General features: G+C 35.4%; 17 protein-coding genes. 4 read left to right on the top strand and 13 right to left on the bottom strand.

Annotated elements, in window-relative coordinates:
* Positions 1-20: 20 nt before the first annotated feature.
* The 10 genes from MR053_RS13195 to MR053_RS13150 all read right to left on the bottom strand — a co-directional run bounded on the left by MR053_RS13195 (position 21) and on the right by MR053_RS13150 (position 10,302).
* Positions 21-1,736, bottom strand: coding sequence for a sodium:solute symporter (locus tag MR053_RS13195; protein WP_242132883.1), 1,716 nt, complete (start codon positions 1,734-1,736; stop codon positions 21-23).
* Positions 1,737-1,852: 116 nt separating this feature from the next.
* Positions 1,853-4,378 carry a PIG-L family deacetylase gene (locus tag MR053_RS13190; protein ID WP_242132882.1) on the bottom strand — a complete coding sequence of 842 codons (2,526 nt, stop codon included), beginning with the start codon at positions 4,376-4,378 and terminating at the stop codon, positions 1,853-1,855.
* Positions 4,379-4,461: 83 nt separating this feature from the next.
* Positions 4,462-5,529: a magnesium/cobalt transporter CorA gene (corA, locus tag MR053_RS13185; protein ID WP_242132881.1), complete on the bottom strand. Its 1,068-nt coding sequence runs from the start codon at positions 5,527-5,529 to the stop codon at positions 4,462-4,464.
* A gap of 36 nt (positions 5,530-5,565) precedes the next feature.
* A complete protein-coding gene (locus MR053_RS13180; protein WP_242132880.1) occupies positions 5,566-6,114 on the bottom strand; it encodes a mechanosensitive ion channel domain-containing protein in 549 nt (182 codons plus the stop codon).
* A gap of 44 nt (positions 6,115-6,158) precedes the next feature.
* Positions 6,159-7,106 (bottom strand): septum formation inhibitor Maf, encoded by a 948-nt coding sequence (locus tag MR053_RS13175; RefSeq protein ID WP_242132879.1) that lies wholly within the window; start codon positions 7,104-7,106, stop codon positions 6,159-6,161.
* Positions 7,107-7,134: 28 nt separating this feature from the next.
* Positions 7,135-7,728 carry a Maf-like protein gene (locus tag MR053_RS13170; RefSeq protein ID WP_242132878.1) on the bottom strand — a complete coding sequence of 198 codons (594 nt, stop codon included), beginning with the start codon at positions 7,726-7,728 and terminating at the stop codon, positions 7,135-7,137.
* Positions 7,728-8,642 carry a geranylgeranylglycerol-phosphate geranylgeranyltransferase gene (locus MR053_RS13165; protein WP_255745077.1) on the bottom strand — a complete coding sequence of 305 codons (915 nt, stop codon included), beginning with the start codon at positions 8,640-8,642 and terminating at the stop codon, positions 7,728-7,730. Before MR053_RS13165 ends, MR053_RS13170 begins: the two co-directional genes overlap by 1 nt.
* 85 nt (positions 8,643-8,727) lie before the next feature.
* A complete protein-coding gene (locus MR053_RS13160) occupies positions 8,728-8,991 on the bottom strand; it encodes a hypothetical protein (protein ID WP_242132876.1) in 264 nt (87 codons plus the stop codon).
* A gap of 32 nt (positions 8,992-9,023) precedes the next feature.
* Positions 9,024-9,554, bottom strand: coding sequence for a KdsC family phosphatase (locus MR053_RS13155; RefSeq protein WP_242132875.1), 531 nt, complete (start codon positions 9,552-9,554; stop codon positions 9,024-9,026).
* Positions 9,535-10,302 (bottom strand): Rossmann-like and DUF2520 domain-containing protein, encoded by a 768-nt coding sequence (locus MR053_RS13150; protein WP_242132874.1) that lies wholly within the window; start codon positions 10,300-10,302, stop codon positions 9,535-9,537. Before MR053_RS13150 ends, MR053_RS13155 begins: the two co-directional genes overlap by 20 nt.
* Here MR053_RS13150 and MR053_RS13145 point away from each other — a divergent pair.
* The 3 genes from MR053_RS13145 to MR053_RS13135 all read left to right on the top strand — a co-directional run bounded on the left by MR053_RS13145 (position 10,258) and on the right by MR053_RS13135 (position 15,045).
* Positions 10,258-10,773 carry a group III truncated hemoglobin gene (locus tag MR053_RS13145; protein WP_317221716.1) on the top strand — a complete coding sequence of 172 codons (516 nt, stop codon included), beginning with the start codon at positions 10,258-10,260 and terminating at the stop codon, positions 10,771-10,773. The two genes, MR053_RS13150 and MR053_RS13145, sit on opposite strands and share 45 nt — an antisense overlap.
* 218 nt (positions 10,774-10,991) lie before the next feature.
* Positions 10,992-14,198, top strand: coding sequence for a cytochrome c biogenesis protein CcsA (ccsA, locus tag MR053_RS13140; RefSeq protein ID WP_242132873.1), 3,207 nt, complete (start codon positions 10,992-10,994; stop codon positions 14,196-14,198).
* A gap of 10 nt (positions 14,199-14,208) precedes the next feature.
* Positions 14,209-15,045, top strand: coding sequence for a DUF922 domain-containing protein (locus tag MR053_RS13135; RefSeq protein WP_242132872.1), 837 nt, complete (start codon positions 14,209-14,211; stop codon positions 15,043-15,045).
* Here the strand turns inward: MR053_RS13135 and MR053_RS13130 are convergent.
* Complete coding sequence (locus MR053_RS13130) at positions 15,042-15,701, bottom strand: HAD family hydrolase (protein ID WP_242132871.1); 660 nt, start codon at positions 15,699-15,701, stop codon at positions 15,042-15,044. The genes MR053_RS13135 and MR053_RS13130 overlap by 4 nt on opposite strands.
* A 245-nt stretch (positions 15,702-15,946) precedes the next feature.
* On the opposite strand from MR053_RS13130, the gene MR053_RS13125 reads away from it, so the two are divergent.
* Complete coding sequence (locus MR053_RS13125; RefSeq protein ID WP_242132870.1) at positions 15,947-17,353, top strand: MATE family efflux transporter; 1,407 nt, start codon at positions 15,947-15,949, stop codon at positions 17,351-17,353.
* 43 nt (positions 17,354-17,396) lie between these two features.
* Here MR053_RS13125 and MR053_RS13120 read toward each other — a convergent pair whose 3' ends face one another.
* The gene (locus MR053_RS13120; RefSeq protein WP_242132869.1) at positions 17,397-18,074 is read right to left on the bottom strand and encodes a DUF2490 domain-containing protein; all 678 of its coding nucleotides are present in this window, start codon (positions 18,072-18,074) and stop codon (positions 17,397-17,399) included.
* A 113-nt stretch (positions 18,075-18,187) separates the two neighbouring features.
* Positions 18,188-19,819 (bottom strand): phosphoenolpyruvate carboxykinase (ATP), encoded by a 1,632-nt coding sequence (gene pckA, locus MR053_RS13115; RefSeq protein WP_242132868.1) that lies wholly within the window; start codon positions 19,817-19,819, stop codon positions 18,188-18,190.

Below are 19,819 nucleotides of genomic sequence, written 5' to 3'. Positions count from 1 at the left end.
GCTAGAAATGTAATAAGTCTTTATACAGAAATTGCTTTTCGGGTATGGTTAATGGATTGTAGCAAACAAGCTAAAACAATAACAACAATACAGCCTACAAAATTGAGCCATAAATAAGGTAAATTAATAATGCCATACTCGTTTAGAAAATAAAGTAGAATAACTATGCCTTGGGTAATTAATGCTGCAATAAATACAGCATTGCCCCTAACAAATTTAAAGAAAAAAGCCAGTAAAAAGATACCCAATACATTACCGTAAAAGATCGAACCGATAATATTGACCAATTGTATTAAGTTTTCAGCAAGATTGGCTATGCAGGCTACACCTATTGCAATTAAGCCCCAAACAAGGGTAAACCATTTGGAGGCTTTAACTTTTTCAGCTTCAGATTTTGCTCCAGTATTGCGGATGTACAAATCTATGGTTGTGGTAGAACCCAAGGCATTCAACTCGCTTGAAGTGCTGGACATGGCAGCACTTAAAATTACGGCCAACAGTAACCCAATGAGCCCTCTTGGCAAGTTATTGAGTATAAAATGGATAAAGACATAATCTTTATCGTTGCTTTCCACTTTTACCTGTTGTGCTTGGGCTGCCTGTTCGATAAGTTGCTTGGCTTCATCTTTTACCCCTTGGTTTATGTTATTAATATGTTCTAAATTCAAAAGGACCTGATCAGTATTTTCAGAATTTAATAGGGTATGTATTACCTTTTTTTTGTCATTAAGAAGCATATCCTGTTCGTTTTGAAGGGCTTTATATGCATCGGCATGTTCAGAATTTAAAACGAGTTCGGTGGCTGTTGGATTAAAATTGATGGGTGCTTGGTTAAATTGGTAATACACAAACACCATAACACCAACCAGTAAAATAAAGAATTGCATAGGTACTTTTAACAAGCCGTTAAAAATAAGTCCTAATTGCATTTCTCTAACCGATTTTCCAGATAGATAGCGTTGCACCTGACTTTGGTCTGTGCCAAAATAGGATAGCATTAAAAAGGTTCCTCCTATAATACCGCTCCAAAATGTGTATCGATTATTTAAGCTAAACGAAAAATCTAACACTTCCATTTTTCCACTAGCTCCAGCAATTTTGAGCGCATTGGTAAATGTTATGCCTTCGGGTAGTTTGCTAACAATAATAAAGAAAGCCACTAGCATGCCTATAAAAATCACAACCATTTGATGTTTTTGGGTCACATTTACGGCACGTGTTCCTCCAGAAACCGTATAAATAATAACTAATAAGCCTATTATGATATTAAGCGTGAGTAAGTCCCAACCTAAGACTACCGATAGTATAATAGCAGGAGCAAAAATAGTAATACCTGCTGCTAAGCCGCGTTGTATTAGGAATAAAAGAGCCGTTAAGGTCCTAGTTTTTAAATCGAATCGGCTTTCTAAAAACTCGTATGCGGTATAGACATTTAATCGGTGATACAACGGAATAAACACCATACAAATAATGACCATGGCAATAGGGAGCCCAAAATAAAACTGAACAAAGCCCATGCCATCGTAAAAGGCTTGTCCCGGCGTTGAAAGAAAGGTAATTGCGCTTGCTTGTGTAGCCATTACCGATAGACCAATAGTCCACCATTTTGAATTATTGCCTCCTCTTAGATAATCCTTTACATTTTTACTTCCACGAGTTTGCCAGGTACCGTAGGTTACAATAGCTATTAATGTTATAATAAGTACAGTCCAATCTATCCAATTAAGTAGATGCATGTGTTAAAAGGCTTTGGTTAGGAAATAGAAGATGACGATGTAAATGGCATTGGCTATTAAAACCAAGGAATATAGCTTAAGCCATTTCGGATTAGACGGTTTGGTATCGTTCATAATTAGTCGTTTAGTTTGGCTTCCAGTTCTACAGTGTTTTTGCCAATAGACAGCATATTGGCAAATAAGCGGTAAGCCCCGGAAACACCTTCCGGGAATTCCCTAAAAAAACTAAGTCCGGTATATATATAATAGCCTTTGCCGTATTTTGCAACCAGTAAACTACCATCCTTTGGTGTTTCTTTAGGATCGTTCATAGATAGGATAGGGGTAAAGGCATCGTGCCACGCATTGGGAAAATACAAACCGCGTTCCTGTGTCCAGCCTTCAAAGTCTTTTTGTATAATTTTATTGGGATAATTTAAGAGTTCGTGATCAGGATCCAAAAACCTTACTTCGGCATTTTCGTTGGTCACCCGATCTCTGGAAATCGTTAATTTATAGGGTGCTAATTGCTCGGTGTTTAAACCGTAACTGGTATTGTATTGAACAATCATATTACCTCCTTGCGCAACAAAATCGAACAGTTGCTGCTGTTTAAAAGGTAATATATCCAAGGTATTATAGGCTCTAATACCAATTACTATGGCATCAAATAAACTAAGGGTTTCGGGGTTAATATCTTCTGGTTTTATAATCCTTACATTATACCCAATTTGTCGTAAACTTTCAGGGACCATATCACCAGCCCCTTGTATATAGGCAATGTTTTCTCCTTTCTTTTTAATGTCCAACCGAACTATTTTACTTTCACTGGGCAGCAAAACGGTTTGGAATGGAATATGGCTATAGTCTATTTCTATAAGTTCTTTGGAGTACTGTTTGTCGTTAACATGAATTATTGGACTTATATGGCCTTCGCTTTGACTTTTTGGTGGTACAATGGTGAAAACAAGTGTTTGCTCCTCACCCTTATTGGCAATATTTACCTTTTGTGTTTTGGGGTATACACTCCAATTGTTGGGGTGGCTTATTTCTACCGATGCTATTAGATTGTCACGTCCGGCCTTTACCACAACTGATATATCCCGTTGCTTATTGTTTTCAAAAATAATAACCTTTTCTGTGATTTTTGCCGAAGCTTCAGGAATGACTTCAAATGGTCGGTACAGCTCACCCTTATCGGGTTTTGAATAGCGGTATATTACTGGTTTGGTAATTGTAATTGGAATATTGTTGATTAAAAGGTTAAAATCCAAATTGAAAATCCTAGGTGTTTCGGGCAAGCCTATCAATTCTGGATCGGATACTTTGTACATGCCCAATGACCCTTTTTCCGTAAGCCAATATGGACTTGTTGGTTCTTGGTGATTGTCTATTTTTAAAGGTTCGTTAAACACATATTTGGTATTTTCCTCAAGGTTGATATTTTTTGAAATTTTTAAACCGTTCGTGTTTTTGATAGTAATGAGTTCTATAGCTAGATTGCTTCGGTTTAAAACTTCAATATCCAGTTTGATGTCTTCACCTGGTGTTGCCCAATTATTTTCAGCTGAAACTTCCAGATACAATCCAGCACACATTTCAATTATAGTCTTTAGTTCCTTTGTTTTTAAGATTTTCCAATGGGTATCCTCAATATTTTGTACTAATTGATAAGCTTTCATTAATTGTGGAATATGTACCGATGGATCTTTAAAATTGAAATTGTTTTCAATCTTATAAAGTATATCACCTATGACTTTTCCTCCTTTAATACGGTTCCAAGAGGTGTCTATACCATTAAAGATATTGACATTGTCAATAAGAGGTTCGCCTTTTAAAAATTCAATATATTCATTTTGGGAGCCCCGTTGTGCCAATCGTCCAAAACCTTGACAAAGGTGCTGGCTGCTGGCCAATGCAGCCACTTCGTTATTGGATAGACCTTTTAATGGATAGTACACCCCAATATCCAAACTTAGCATATTGCTTTTATCGGCTTTTTCAAAATTTTCCTGACTGCCATAAAACCACCATCCCGTATTAAAGAATAGGCGTTTGGGCTGCCAAGTCCCCACATTTTTTAAGGTTTCTGGATAAACGGAGGGATCATTCGATAGCTCAAAGGCTTCTATGCTAAGCATGGCGGAACTGGTATGGTGGCCATGGGTTGTGCCTGGTGTTCTATGGTCAAAACGATTGATAATAATATCAGGTTTAAAGGTTCTAATGGCCAAAATCACATCGCTTAACACTTCGTCTTTGTTCCAAATCGATAAGGTTTCGTCGGGGTGCTTGGAGTAGCCAAAATCGTTGGCTCTGGTGAATAGCTGTTCACCACCATCTATTCGCCTCGCTGCCAATAATTCCTGGGTTCTTATTACCCCTAAAAGTTCCCTTAACTCTGGCCCAATAAGATTTTGTCCGCCATCGCCACGCGTTAATGATAAATATCCTGTGCGGGCTTTTACATGATTAGACATATACGAAATAAGACGGGTATTCTCATCATCGGGATGTGCAGCTACATATAAAACCGAACCTAGGAAATTGAGTTTCTGTAGGGATTCATAAATTTCGATTGCGGATGGTGTATTTGGCTTTTGGGCTTGTGCGTAGGATAGAAAAAAAACAGTGATAAAAGCAAATAAAATGGCTCTTCGCATAAATTTCTTTGATTGGCTCATAGTCAAATATAACAAAGTTATGGAGAGATTAGCAGGCTTTTAATGTTTCTTTAACTTAAAAATCATAACCATTTTTTCCTTTTAAAATAATAGAGCATGGCCAGAAATATCACAATCATAACCCCCCAAACAGTAAAATACCCATATTTAAATTGTAGTTCGGGTATGTAATTGAAATTCATACCATAAATACCGGCAATAAAGGTGAGTGGAATAAAAATAGAGGCCATAATGGTAAGTACTTTCATCACCTCATTCATTTTATTGCTTATCGTGGTCATGTACATATCCATTAAGCTCCAAATCATTTCACGGTAAATATCTATGTTCTCTGAAACCTGTATTAAATGGTCGTAAATATCCCTGTAGTAGGTAATGGTTTTTTTATGGATGAGGGTGTTTTCATTTTTTTCTATACGGTTGATGACTTCACGAAGTGGAAAAATAGAGCGGCGTACCCTGAGGATTTCCCGTTTTAAATTTTGAATGTTTTTGGTAGCATCATCGTTGATATTGCCTGTAAAAATATCCGATTCCAAATCTTCAATCTTATTGCCCAAGAGTTCAATCACACTAAAATAGTGGTCAACAATAGCATCCATAAGAATGTAAAGCAGGTAATCGGCCTGCATGTTTCTTACCCGCCCCTTTGCCTGTCTTATACGATCACGAACCCCATCAAAAACATCGCCTTCTGCTTCTTGAAAGGTAAGAACATAATGCTTCCCCAGAACAAAGCTAACCTGTTCAGATACCATTCTTTCATTGCTATCGTAATATAGCATCTTCACCACAATGAATAGATAACCTTCATGTTCATCAATTTTTGGCCGCTGGGAAATGTTTACAATATCTTCTAAAACCAAAGGGTGTAAATTATAATTTTCGCCCAAGGTTTCAATGGCACTAACATGATTTAACCCGTTTAAGTTAATCCAGGTTGTAGAGTCTGAAAGTTTAAAATCGAAACTTTCCTCAACCGTTTGAAGTTCCTTTTCAATGTACTGGTCCTTGTTATAATCAAAAACTTCAATAAATAGTTTTTCCTTGGCCCGTTCACCCGTATAAATAATACTGCCTGGAATTTGTCCTAGTTTCTTTTTAAATAGATGGGTTCTCTTTTTTGCCATTTTGAAAATCTAAACTGTTATAAATATAAAAAATATTTATACAGCCTCACCATCATCTTCAATAGCATCTTTTTTAAGTAGCGTAACGGCTTTTTGAAGCATTAAATTGTTAGGATAGGTAACTAAATCACCGTTTTCCAGTCGTAAATGGATTTGAAAGGCCCTTATATCTTCAATAATCGCTGTTATAGGGAAATCCTTGTCGTGTATTTCAATTTTATCGCCCACTTTATAGGGAAAATTAAAGAACATAATAATACCTGAGGTAACATTGCTTAAAATGGACCAAATGGCAAATAAGCCAACGCCCAAAACAGCAAAAACAGAAGAAAAAACCAGGGCTAAATCATTAAGATCAGTACCAAATATTAAGGCTTCTAACAAGAGGACAATTAAAAATAAGGCCACCGTTACATAACGTTGCATAAGTCTAATACGAGCCTCATTGATACCATTTTTCCGAGCAACTTTAGCAATGGCCAAGTTGCTTATAGCTCTAATAATTAAAAGTGATATAATAACTATGCCAGTTATTATAAGCTTGCCTATTGGTGTTTCAAAAAGAGTTAATTCTTCGGAAGACATTATTTTTGAATAATAAGTTAAATATTAACAAAGATAAACAGATTCTAGTCCAGTAGAAGTGTATCCCTTAACACTTCATCAAAATTTCTATTTTTTTGCCAATAAGCCGATTTTATGGTCTTTAATTTTGTTGCTTTTGTGGTTAACATTTTTGCATTAGATCCAAAACCACTTTTATATGTTTCTTTCCATTCCAGAATATCATATGGAAACATAGGATTAAAAGTGATGCTAAGTGTTCGGTTTAAATCGAGATAGTTTATAGTATAGGTATTGTTTTTTAATATTGTGTTGGCTTTATAAGCTTTAATGGGAACATGGCGTAGCCTAGCAAATTCGAAAGCGGGAACGATTTGTTGGTCACCAATTGGCAGAGATTGTGGATCGATACGCAATTGTGTCCATAGTTGATTTTCTAAAATGGTTTTATGCATCTTAAAATGTTGGTCGGCTTCATTTTCAAAATAGGAGTGGGAGGTCACTTCAAATTGATCCCTGTTATTGAGTTGGGTATATACATGACCACACCATTCTTGCATAGAACTTGATACCTTTAGGGCATGAGAGGTATTTGATACAGGGTAAAAGGTACTTTGCATCACAGTATACGGATAAATGCCCGTATTGAATTTTTTAGTGGCATTTAATTTTAAAACGGGTATGCTATTGCTGTTACTGCTTTCGGCTTTCACTTGTTTATTATTTAAGAAATCTTCGGTAACATAGATTAAAACGGCTTTCCCCTGTCTTATTTCACCATAGCGGGCTTGTTCCAGATTGTAAGAGGAAATTTCTGCTTCGCCGGAATACCAATAGTTCTTGAATGCTTTAGATAATGTACCTCCATTAAAATCTTTACGAACGATAAACTCTGTTTCCCAGTTTTTTGCCAGCATCTTTTTTGGAGTTGCTTTTTTACAAGAGGTAAATAATGTAATTAAGCCGAGTGTACTACAACATAATATTTTGGTTATGCCAATGTTTTTTAACATGTTATTTGTTTTTCGTAAAGTTATAAACTTAAGACGCTAATGCAATATCGTTTAAGGTTTTGTAAACAAGATGGGTAGGGAGTCCCATAACATTAAAATAAGAACCTTCCAGTTGGGTAACCCCAATTTGTCCTATCCATTCCTGTACACCATAAGCTCCTGCTTTATCAAAAGGTTTACAGGTTTCGATGTAATAGTCTATTTCGTCATCAGATAATGCTTTAAAGGTCACTTTTGTGATGTCGTGAACAGTTTTTTCAAAAGTAGGTGTAGTAAAGCAAACCGATGTAATTACCTCATGGGTTTTATTGCTTAATGATTTTAATATTTTGAAAGCTTCGTTTTTATCTTTTGGCTTTCCTAAAGCCATGTTATTGTGCCAAACAATAGTATCGCTGGTTATTAGGATGTCATTGGTTTGTAATTCACCTTTAAACGGTATCGCCTTTAATTGTGCCAGATAGTTACTGATTTCAAAATGGGCCAACCTATCGGGATAGGTTTCATCGATAGGTTTTAAACGAATTTCAACATCGAGTCCTAAATTTTTAAAAAATTCCTGTCGTCTTGGCGAACCTGAAGCTAATATAATATGATGGTTTTTTAGGTTGTCGTTAAGCATTATTTTAAAAGGATATACTTGTATAAAAGTAAAGAAAGTAATCCAAAAACCATAACCAGTTTCAGTACAGTACTTATATGGTGAAAGTGCTGTTTTGTCGATGCACTTAATGATTTAATAGAAATATAAATCAATGGACCGATGATGAATAGTAAAAAATAACCTGAGGCGATAAGGTTTTTGTACAGTAAATGGATTACATAATATGAAATGGTGATTATGGTAATAACTATTAGTGCAAAAACCACACGTTTGGCTTTGGTCGCGCCTATAACAATGGGCAAGGTGAGCATGCCCGATTTGGAATCTCCTTCAATATCTTCAATATCTTTTACCATTTCACGTGTTAAGTTAATAATGAAGGCAAATGTCGCATAATAGAATATGATTTTAAAAACGGATAACTGAATATGTTGGTTTTCGGGCGTGATTCCTGGAAGGAGGTCAAATAGGCCTATGATTAAAAGGCTTAATGCCACCAAAATGGAGATAACAATATTGCCTATTAAAAACAGACGTTTTAAATAATTGGCATAGACATAAAGCAATGCTGAAATAATGACAAATACCGAAAAAAAAGCACTTTTTCCAAGAAGATGGGATATATAAAATCCAATGCAAACGCCAACCAGATTTAACGCAACAAACAGATTAAATGCTGCTTTTTCTGAAATGTGTTTACCTATAATAACCTTACTTGGTTTGTTTATAGTATCGGTTTCCACATCGTACATGTCGTTTATAATGTTTCCGGCAGCAGCAATACAAACCGTAGAAAGTATCAATAAAGAAATGCTAAAAATATCTAAGCTGGTATTAACTCCAAAAGGTTCTAAAACTGCATATTTTACCAGTAATTGTGTTAGGACTATCACTAATAAGTTTTTATAACGAATAAGGTTAAAGAAGTTCAAGGTTTTAGGTTTTAGTATAACCTGTTCAACAATTATTATCGTGAAACAAAATTATCGAGAGCCAATTTAATAAAATAACCTAAAATCAGCATAGCGATACCAAAGAAGATAAAAGCTTTTCGTATTTTTTTTTTTCCGATTTTCTTATTTTATTTTTAATTAACTGTCTTTCGGCATGGGTAAGCTTATGGTGTGAGAAGTGAAGCTGAAAACGGTAATAGGTTTCTTTATTTAGCTTGTCTTTTAAAGAAGAAAATGCTTTGTTATTGGTTTGGTTAAACACGTTATGGTTGTTGCCAAATCCAATATATCCAAAGCCTGTTCTATGTCTTCTTTTATTTCGGGTCAAATAAGCTTATTAATGTTTACTGTGATTAAAAACTAGTCGTATTTTGCATCATAATTGCCGTTCCATTTACCTTGTACTTTCATAACTTGTTCAATAACATCACGAGCGGCGCCTTTACCTCCTTTTTTATGTGAAATATATTTGCAAATGGCCTTTATTTCAGGTACTGCATCTTGCGGACAACAAGGAAGACCAATCATTTTCATAACTGGATAATCGGGAACATCATCACCCATGTACAGCACATTTTCCCGTTTAATACTATTTTTATTTAAGTAGTCATTAAGCTGCTCAATTTTGTTATGGGCGCCCAAATAAATATCTTTAACGCCTAAGCCTTTTAAGCGTAAACGCACACCTTCATTCGTTCCACCTGATATAATGCAAATGTTATAGCCTTTATTAATAGCAGTTTTAATGGCGTAACCATCTTTTATATTCATAGTCCTAAGCATATCGCCATTAGTGGCTATAATAACCGACCCATCAGTTAAAACACCATCAACATCAAAAATGAAGGTGGTAATGTGTTCTAAATATTCTTTATAGCTTTTTTCTTCCATGTGTTTGTTGGATTGATGAGGTTAGCAGTTTATAAATCTCTTGATGCTGTTTGTTGGTCAACTGATTTAAGTGTATTTTAATGGTGTTTTCATCACCTCGTTTTGCAGGCCCCGTTTGAGCCATATAGGGCGAGATGGTCTGCACTTTTTTTGCGGTTTCCATAATGAGCGGTTTTAAAAGCTCGAATTCAGCACCCTGGGTTTCGGTAATTTCATGTCCGATACGGTATAACTGATTGGTGAAATTATTAACAAAAACGGCCGCCATATGTAATGCCCTTCGTTGGTCACTATTCACTTTCTTTGTTGGACTGCCTAAGCCAATAGCCAATTGCTTTACCGTATGGTAATCTGGTTTATGGAGCGTTTCAATACATATAGGCACATTGCTAAAGTCAATTTCAGCATTTTTGCTAAAGGTTTGGAGCGGATATAGTACACCACGTCGGTTTTTCTTGTCCATATCATGTACGTTTACACTACCTGATGTGTGCAGTACCAGCCTATTTTCAAAAGGTAGTTGGGATGATAATTCGGCAATGGCATCATCACTTACTGCTAGAATATAGATGTCGGCTTCTTTTAAAGCGTTTAAGTTATCAGTAACTTCAATAGTGTTCTGATAAATACTAATGGATTTAAATCGCCTATTATACCATTGTGTAACAGTTATATTTTCAGCTTTTTTTAAAGCCTTGAATAAATGGGTGGCGACATTACCGGCGCCAAGAAGGATTACCGAAATCATGGTGCTAAAATAGGTAATAATACGGTATTTAAAAACCGATTATGTGGGTTATTAATTGAGATTAAGGCTATATTTGTGCTTATGCAAAAGAAAGACATAAAAACACGAGAGGATGTTTATTTATTGGTATCATCATTTTATGAAAAAATAAGGCTTAGTAAAGAATTAGGGCCTTTTTTTAATGAAACCATTAAAGATTGGGACGTTCATTTAGATAATCTCACCACCTTTTGGGAATCTAGTCTGTTTTTAAAAACACGATATTTAGGCAATCCTTTAGAGGTACATGTTGAAGTTGATAAAGCCCATGGCCATGCTATTACCGAGCGTCATTTTGGGCTTTGGTTAAATTTATGGATTCAAACTATTGATGGATTGTTTGAAGGTGACTATGCTGAAAATGCCAAACGTAGGGCTAGAAAAATGGCAACGTTTTTATATTTAAAGATTTTTGAAGCCAGAAGTAATTAGGTAGAATATGTTCTTTGTATTAGGTTATTTTAAGAGTACTTCAATAGATTTTTAAGGCTTTAATGGGAATTTGTATAAACCCAAAAATTATAAAAAGGAAAAACTTGAGAATTTGTTGTAAAATGTCAATTACCTAACGATCATTAACTATACTTAATTTTAACATCTTAAACTAAATTGAAATATGTAAATTTGCACGACCTTAAAATGGGTATATCATGCAAGAAAAACTCACTAAAATTCTTTTTTCTACAAAACTTACCGCTATTTTATTTATTGTTTTCGCAGCAGCCATGGCTACAGGTACTTTCATGGATGCCGGACAGGAAACCTCGCCAACGCCCTACTCTAGAAGCTTGATATACAATGCTTGGTGGTTCGAGGCTATTATGGTGTTTTTTGTGATTAATTTTATAGGGAACATTTTTAGGTATCGTTTATTTAAAAAGGAAAAGTGGGCAACTTTTATCCTGCATTTTGCATTTATATTCATTTTGCTTGGTGCATTAATCACACGATATATAGGTTTTGAAGGTATGATGGCCATTAGGGAAGGGGCAACGAAAAATACATTTTTGTCACAAAAAACATATATAACAACTTATATTGATGGAGATTATATGATTGATGGTTTGCCGCAAAGGCTTCCCATTGAAAGTGAAGTTGACTTTTCTCCTCGATTGGATAACCATTTTAAAATAAATACAAAGTATAATAAACAGCCAGTAACCATCGAGCTGGAAAAATTTATTGTTGGAGCCGAAGAAGATATTATTCCAGATGAGAATGGTGAAGCATATCTTAAAATGGTAGAGGCTGGAGCCAATGGTTCACACAACCATTTTTTAAAGGTAGGCCAGGTAGCCAGTATCCACAATATCCTTTTTGCACTTAATAAACCAACCAAAGGCGCTGTAAATATAACTTACCAAGGCGACTCATTAAGTATTAATTCACCGTTTGAAGGGGAGTACATGACAATGGCTACAATGACCAAAGGACAATTGGTTAAGGATAGTTTGCAGCCCTTACATTTGCGTTCGCGCTATGTGATTGGTAATATGCAAATGGTGTTTCCTAAACCTGTTATTAAGGGTGTTTTCGATGTCGTTCCAAAATCTCAAATTCTAAAGAACGACACCGATGGGGTGGTGTTAAAAGTAACCACTAATGGAGAAAGCAAGCGTATTGGTTTATTGGGCGGACAAGGTATTGACAATGGTTTTAAGCAAATGAAGTTGGGAGGTCTCGATTTTGCCTTTAAGTATGGAGCCAAGACCTTAAAGTTACCCTTTTCAATTAAGCTAAATGATTTTGTAGCCGATAAATTCCCAGGGTCCAATATCAATTCAGCCTATTCCAGCGATGTGACGGTTTTTGATAAAAAGGAAGGGACCTTCGATTATAAAATATACATGAACAATATTTTAAACCATAGAGGGTATCGTTTTTTTCAATCTAGTTTTTTCCCTGATGAAAAGGGAACTATTCTTTCTGTTAATCATGATTATTGGGGTACCTTGTTTACCTATATTGGTTATTTTATGCTCTATTTGGGCTTATTGGCTATTTTATTTACAAAAGGCAGTAGATTTTCAGATTTAAGGAAACAGCTTAAAAAAGCTAAAGCCAAAAAGGCAAAACTTATTACAATTTTATTGTTGTTTTTGGGGGTTTATGGATTTTCACAAGGCCATCAAGAAAATAAGGATGATAACCACGGCTTGCATTCACAAGGGCAACACATACCCACAAAGGCACAGATAGACTCCATTTTAATAGCGAACATAACGCCTAAAGAACATGCCGAGCGTTTTGCCCATTTGGTAATTCAGGATTATGACGGACGTATGAAACCGGTGAGTACCTATGCTTCCGAAATGCTTCGAAAAATAAGTAAGCATGACATTTATGGAGGGTTTGATGCCCATCAAGTATTTTTATCGATTCAAGAAAGTCCAAAGCTCTGGTACAATGTACCGGTTATTTATTTGGCAAAGAAAAAGGCCGATACCATAAGGCATATAATAGGTACTAGTGTAGAGGATAAATATGTGACCTTAGCCGATTTCTTTACAGAACGGGGAGACTTTAAGCTGCAGCCCTATTTAGAAGACGCCTTTAATACGACCAAGCCCAATGGTTATCAAAAAGAAATACAGCAAGCCTATAATAAGGTTAACTTGCTTTATAATGCAATTGAAGGCATGTCGTTGCGATTATTTCCTGTTCCCAATGACGAAAATAATACCTGGATTACCTCTCACGATTACAAAATGGGAATCCATAAAATTAAGGATTCGTTATATGGTAACTTTATAAAAAATGGTTTTCAGGCTTATTTGTATACCCTTAATAAGGCCAAACAAACCGGAGATTTTTCAGAAGCAGAAAAACTGTTGGATGCTTTTAAGAAAACCCAACATAAATATGGATCGGAAGTTATGTTAAATGACGATAAGATACATACTGAAGTATTATACAATAAATACGATATTTTTAAAAAATTGTTTAGCTGGTACATGTATGCCAGTAGCTTAATGTTTGTTTTACTCATTGTTCAAATATTAAAAGATAAAAGTAAGTACATAGTAGCAACTGTAAAGGTTTTAAAATGGATTATAGTTGGGTTGTTTGTTCTACACTTGGCCGGATTAATTACACGCTGGTACGTATCGGGCCATGCGCCATGGAGTAATGCATACGAGTCCATGATATATGTGGCCTGGGCAACCATGTTGTTTGGGTTGATTTTTGGAAGAAAAAGTAGCTTAACAATGGCTGCTGCCGCTTTTGTAACCTCTATGTTATTAATGGTGGCGCATTTTCAATGGATGGATCCCGACATTGGAAACTTACAGCCTGTTTTAAACAGTTATTGGCTTATGATACATGTAGCCATTATTGTAGCCAGTTATGGTCCGTTTGCTTTGGGTATGATTTTAGGTGTGGTGTCTTTATTTCTTATGGTGTTAACTACTGCTAAGAATAAGGTAAAGATGGACTTGAACATCAAAGAGCTGACTATAGTAAACGAAATGGCTTTAACCGTTGGCTTGGTTATGTTAACCATCGGAAACTTTTTGGGTGGTATGTGGGCCAACGAAAGTTGGGGACGCTATTGGGGTTGGGACCCAAAGGAAACTTGGGCGCTTATAAGTATCATGATTTATGCCTTTGTTATACATATGAGATTGGTTCCTGGGCTTAGAGGTCGCTGGATTTTTAACCTATGTTCTGTTATAGCCATCTCGTTTATAATCTTTACTTACTTTGGCGTGAACTTTTATTTAGCAGGATTGCACTCGTACCAGTCTGGACAGCAATTAGATAGTTTTAAAATTATAGCTATCGCAGTTACATTGGTGGGGCTGCTAGGGTTTTTTAGCTATAAGGGTTTCGTGAAATATTACAAAGAACAATAATTATAAAAGTTTGAAACTACTTTTTATTGCTCTATTATTTGTAATTGTATGCTCTTGCTCACCAAAATTGCGAAGTAATATCTTTAAAAAATTACCTGGATTACCTGAAAATGAGTTGGTTGTTGTTCTTGATATTTATGATGAACAAGGAATAAGCGAAGATCCCATTGGAGAAATAAAAGCTATTGACAATGGATTGTCCAATAATTGTTCGTATTATGAAAATATTCATAATTTAAAAATTTTAGCAAGGAAAGTAGGAGCTAACCTTATTAAATTAACAAAACACAAACGTGCAGATAAATGGAGTACTTGTGATAGGTTATGGGCAAAAATTTATAAGGTAGGTCAAGTAAAAAAGTATGAGAAAGAAATTGAATGGTCTCCCGACAGGAAGTTAATATGGGATGATTTTAAGGGAATTCCAAATATTGAAAACTTTCCAAAGGCATTAGCCGTAACTAATTCTGCTATTATTTTTGAGCCTAGTAGTATAAACCCTTTTAAAGACGGCAAACTTTTTGTTAGAACGATTTTTATTAATCATGGTAGCTGGGTATTACCAAAAGGAAAATCAGACTATGTTTTAAGACATGAACAAATTCATTTCGATATTACCGAAATCTATTCTAGAATGTTAAGAAAAGCGTTTAGTGATGCTAATGTTTCAATGAAAAATAGTTCGAAAGCTATGTCAATATTTCATGATATAAAAAAGCAGTGGCAAGACCGTCAGGAAGAGTACGATTACGAAACTCAGCGGGGAGATAAAAAGGAAGTTCAGGAAAAATGGGAGGCTATAGTTGAATTAGAGTTAGCTAAGTACGACCTATATAAAACAAATTAGGTCAATAAAGTATTAATGGTATTAAAATAAATATCCTTAAAATCGGAAATGACAATATCTGCTTCCGTATAATCTTGGTTTTTTGAGTGCTCACTATCGTAAGCAATACAAAAAATTTGGGCTGCTTTAGCTGCTTTAATACCGTTGGTTGAATCTTCTATAACCATACATTCGTTAGTGTTAAATCCAGAAGATTGTGCAGCTTTGATAAAAATTTCGGGATGAGGTTTCGATTCCTTTAACTCGGCACCACTCAATTTTGCTTTAAAGTACCGGTCTAAGTCAAAACGTTCAAAAATACGTTCAATATTGGGCATCGATGCCGAGGAACCCAATACTAATGTTAGTCCGTTGTTGTAATAATTCTTGATTAGATCCAAAACGCCATCAATAAGTTTAAAACTAGTATCGTTGTCGAACAAATATTTGTAGTGCTTACGCTTTAAAGCAACTAAAGTTTCGGGTTGCTCATTTAAGTTAAAATGTTGGCATAAGTGCTTACAAATAGGTAAGGTAGCTTGCCCTGTGTAAGATTCGTAGAGAGCATCACTAACATCAATGTTCACGTCTTTGAACATACGTTGATAGGCTTTGCGGTGTAGTTGTTCACTGTCGACAATAACACCGTCCATATCAAAAATAACAGCTTTAAGCATTTTAGATTACTGATTGTTGGTTATTAAGTTATTGAAAAGACTTATAAAAGGTTGAAATTATTTTATGCGAAGATACACATTGCAAGAAACCGTAAAAAAGTATTTTGAAGATTTAAATTAATTCTCCATATTTGTTACTTATGATTGTTTAAGTCGACTTCTGTTGTGCATCGGGGTTCTCTCGAGCAAAAAATGAGCTAAACGGTAGAGGGTTTGGTGTGTTAATATGTTTACAATTTTTAAGAATGCAATCAGGTAAAATCACTTTAAAACAACTTTTTCAATATTTTAAAATTGCTGTAACAGGTAAAGAACAGGAATTTACATCAGGAAGTATTAGAAAAGCTGTCTTTATGTTGTCGATTCCCATGATTTTAGAAATGCTCATGGAATCCATTTTTGCTTTGGTAGACATTTTATATGTTTCCCAAGTAAGTGTGAATGCAGTAGCCACCATAGGTTTAACGGAATCTGTAATAACCTTGGTGTATGCTGTTGCCATAGGATTAAGCATGGCAGCAACGGCCGTTGTAGCTAGACGGGTAGGAGAAAAAGATTTAAAAGGCGCATCAAATGCAGCAGTGCAAGTTATTTTTTTAGGCGTATTTATTGCTGCGATTATTAGTGCTATTGGAATTATTTATCCTAAACATATTTTGGAGTTAATGGGGGGTGAACCAGATTTAATTGCCGAGGGTTATGGTTATGCACAGGTGCTATTGGGAGGTAACGTAACCATTATGTTATTATTTTTAATCAATGCTATTTTTAGGGGAGCAGGAGATGCCTCGGTAGCTATGTGGACTTTGGTCTTATCAAATGGGCTTAATATTATTCTTGATCCTATTTTAATTTTTGGTTTTGGGCCAATTCCTGAATTTGGTGTGAAAGGAGCTGCTATAGCAACAACCATTGGTAGGGGAACTGCTGTGATTTTCCAGTTGGTTATTTTGTTTATAGGCTATAGCAAAATTAAAATTGGATTAAACGATTTGGTATTGAGGTTTAAAGTGATGTTTAACTTAATAAAGGTGTCGTTGGGAGGAATAGGGCAGTTTTTAATTGGAACATCATCTTGGGTATTTTTAATGCGCATTATGAGTGAGTTTGGCAGTGAAGTATTAGCTGGTTATACAATTGCTATTCGTGTAATGATGTTCACAATGATGCCTGCTTGGGGTATGAGCAATGCAGCGGCTACTTTAGTTGGGCAAAATTTGGGTGCTAAAAAACCAGATCGTGCGGAACAGTCGGTATGGAAAACGGGCAAGTACAGTGCTGTTTTTATGGGTTTTGTTTCTGTGGTTTATTTGGTGTTTGCGCCTCAAATTATTGTGTTGTTTAATACAACTCCAGATGTGGTTAAGTACGGTAGTTTGTGCTTACGGGTTATAGCTGCAGGCTATATTTTTTATGGCTATGGTATGGTGGTCATAAATGCATTTAATGGGGCAGGAGATACCAAGACACCTACCTATATTAATTTTGTGTGCTTTTGGTTATTACAGTTGCCGTTTGCCTATGTTATGGCTATTACTTTAGATTTTGGACCTTCAGGTGTGTTTTGGGCTATTACAGTTGCCGAAGTATTGATTGCCATTATTGCTATAATTTGGTTTAAAAAGGGATATTGGAAGGCGGTGGTGGTTTAATTGCAGACAATAGAAATTAAAAGATTTATAAATCCCCAGTAGATTAATTTTTATTTTTTCGAAAATCAATTTTAATAAAGAGTGCCATTTGTATTCGGTGTAAATTGTCCTTGTTTGGGGTATTTCTGTTCATATAACCCAATTGGATATTATTGGATTTGGAAATGTTAAAACCCAGTCCGGAATAAAATCTGTTTTCAGAAGAGTTTTCTAATTTAGGAGAAAGCAATATTTCATTGTGAATACGAACAAATAAAATCTTGTTCAAATTAAATTTTGTGCCTAAGCGATAGCGAAGGCGAGCCACGTTTTGTTTTGAGTTAGGTTTTCTAAGAAAACGATGCTCAATTCTAAACCTATGGTCTAAGGGTATTGTACTCAATTTATGCTTAAACGCAACTTGTTCGGCTAAACGTATTTCAGAACTGTGAGGAGAACTCATATTCATTTCACTATCAATATCAGCATATCCCCAAAAAACTGTTCCTGTTAGTTTTGGATTAAAATGATAGTTGTATCCAAAATTTAATAACAAGAAATTAAAATTGTCGTTTAACTCATAATGCCATAAATATGTGAAAGTTTCAATGCTTGATTTTTCGGAAATCCGATAATTTCCTCCCAAACCGTACCATGTAGCCCATTTATCTTCGGGATTAATCTGTGCATAACTATAACATGCAGTTAATAAAACGCCTAGTAATATTGTGGTTTTTTTCACTGTTTTCAAATTTATGGGATTGAAAGCTTTTATTGTTCTAAAAACTAAAATAGTTTTAACAATTTAAAAAAGGAGCTCGTTATAGAGCTCCTTTTACGGTTAATAAGAACCTATTAAAAGTGTTCATGTAAATGATGGTGTTCATCAATTAGTGGTCCACCTTCAATAATTTGATCTGTAGCTTGTTGTGCAAATTTTTCAAAGTTTAGGTGGAATGAATGAGCTAATTGTATAGCCTTACCAATATATTGACCTTTTTGTAACCAAGTGTTCATTGGGTCTAAAATTTCGGTAGGTACACCAGGACAATATTTAGGCATAAATAACCCAAAAATAAAGTTTTGCTCATAATCCACGCCATCTAAATCACCGTTAAGTATTGCGGTAATCATAGCTCTAGTATATTTTAGTTTAATACGAGAACCAACACCATAAGGGCCACCACTCCATCCAGTGTTAATTAACCAAACGTTTACACCCGCTTCTTGCATTTTTTTACTTAACATTTCACCATAAACAGTTGGGTGTAATGGCATAAAAGGCTCTCCAAAGCAAGCGGAGAACGATGGTACAGGTTCGGTAATTCCAGCTTCAGTTCCAGCAACTTTAGCAGTATAACCAGAAATAAAGTGGTATGCGGCTTGACCTGGAGTTAATTTAGAAACAGGGGGGAGTACACCAAAGGCATCACAGGTTAAGAAAAATATGTTTTTCGGATTGTTAGCATAAAGTGTTTCCTGAATATTGTCAATATGATATATTGGGTAACTTACACGTGTGTTTTGTGTTATGGTGCTGTCCTCATAAGCTGGCTCTCCATTATCCTTAAATACAATATTTTCAAGCAATGCACCTGGCTTTACTGCTCTAAAAATATCTGGTTCTTTCTCCTCAGTTAGGTCAATTACCTTGGCATAACACCCACCTTCAAAGTTAAAAATGGTATTGTCTGCCGTCCAACCATGTTCGTCATCACCAATCAATTTTCTATCAGGGTCTGCTGAAAGAGTTGTTTTTCCTGTTCCAGATAGCCCGAAAAAAATAGCAGTATCTCCCTTTTTGCCTACGTTAGCCGAGCAGTGCATAGGAAGCACATTCTTTTCGGTAGGTAATATGAGGTTTAAAGCAGAGAAAATACCTTTTTTCATTTCACCTGTGTAAGCTGAACCACCAACTAAAGCTATTTTTTTGGTGAAGTTCAAGATAGAAAAATTACCTTGTCGTATTCCATAAGCTTTTGGATCTGGACATTCGTACCCTGGTGCACAAAGAATGAGCCAATCTTCCTTAAAGTTTTCAAGTTCCTTAGCACTTGGTCTTAAAAACATATTGTAAACAAACATATTAGACCAAGGGTATTCTGTTATGGTCCTAATATTGGTCCTGTATTCTGGTTCGGCACACACATAACCATCCCTAGCATAAATTTCTTTTCCAGAAAGGTATGCTGTAATTTCATTTTGAAGTTTATCAAAGTTTTCTGGAGATATGGCTTTGTTAGTTTTTCCCCACCATACTTTATCTGCTGTATAATCATCTTTTACAAGGAAGCGATCCTGAGGTGAACGTCCTGTAAATTTACCGGTATTAATGGCAAGGGTTCCATTTGCAGTTTCTTTTCCCATACCTCTTTCAACAGTTATTTTTTGAAGTTCTTCAGGCGTTAAATTCCAGTTAACGTTAACATTCGTTATACCATATTGCTCTAAGCTTGTGTCTTTAAATAAGGTTTCTGAAGTTTTCAT

It is taken from the genome of Aestuariivivens marinum (assembly GCF_022662175.1).
GTDB lineage: Bacteria > Bacteroidota > Bacteroidia > Flavobacteriales > Flavobacteriaceae > Aestuariivivens > Aestuariivivens marinum.
Note: the sequence above shows the minus strand (reverse complement) of the source record. Positions and strands in the feature narration are given on the sequence as shown.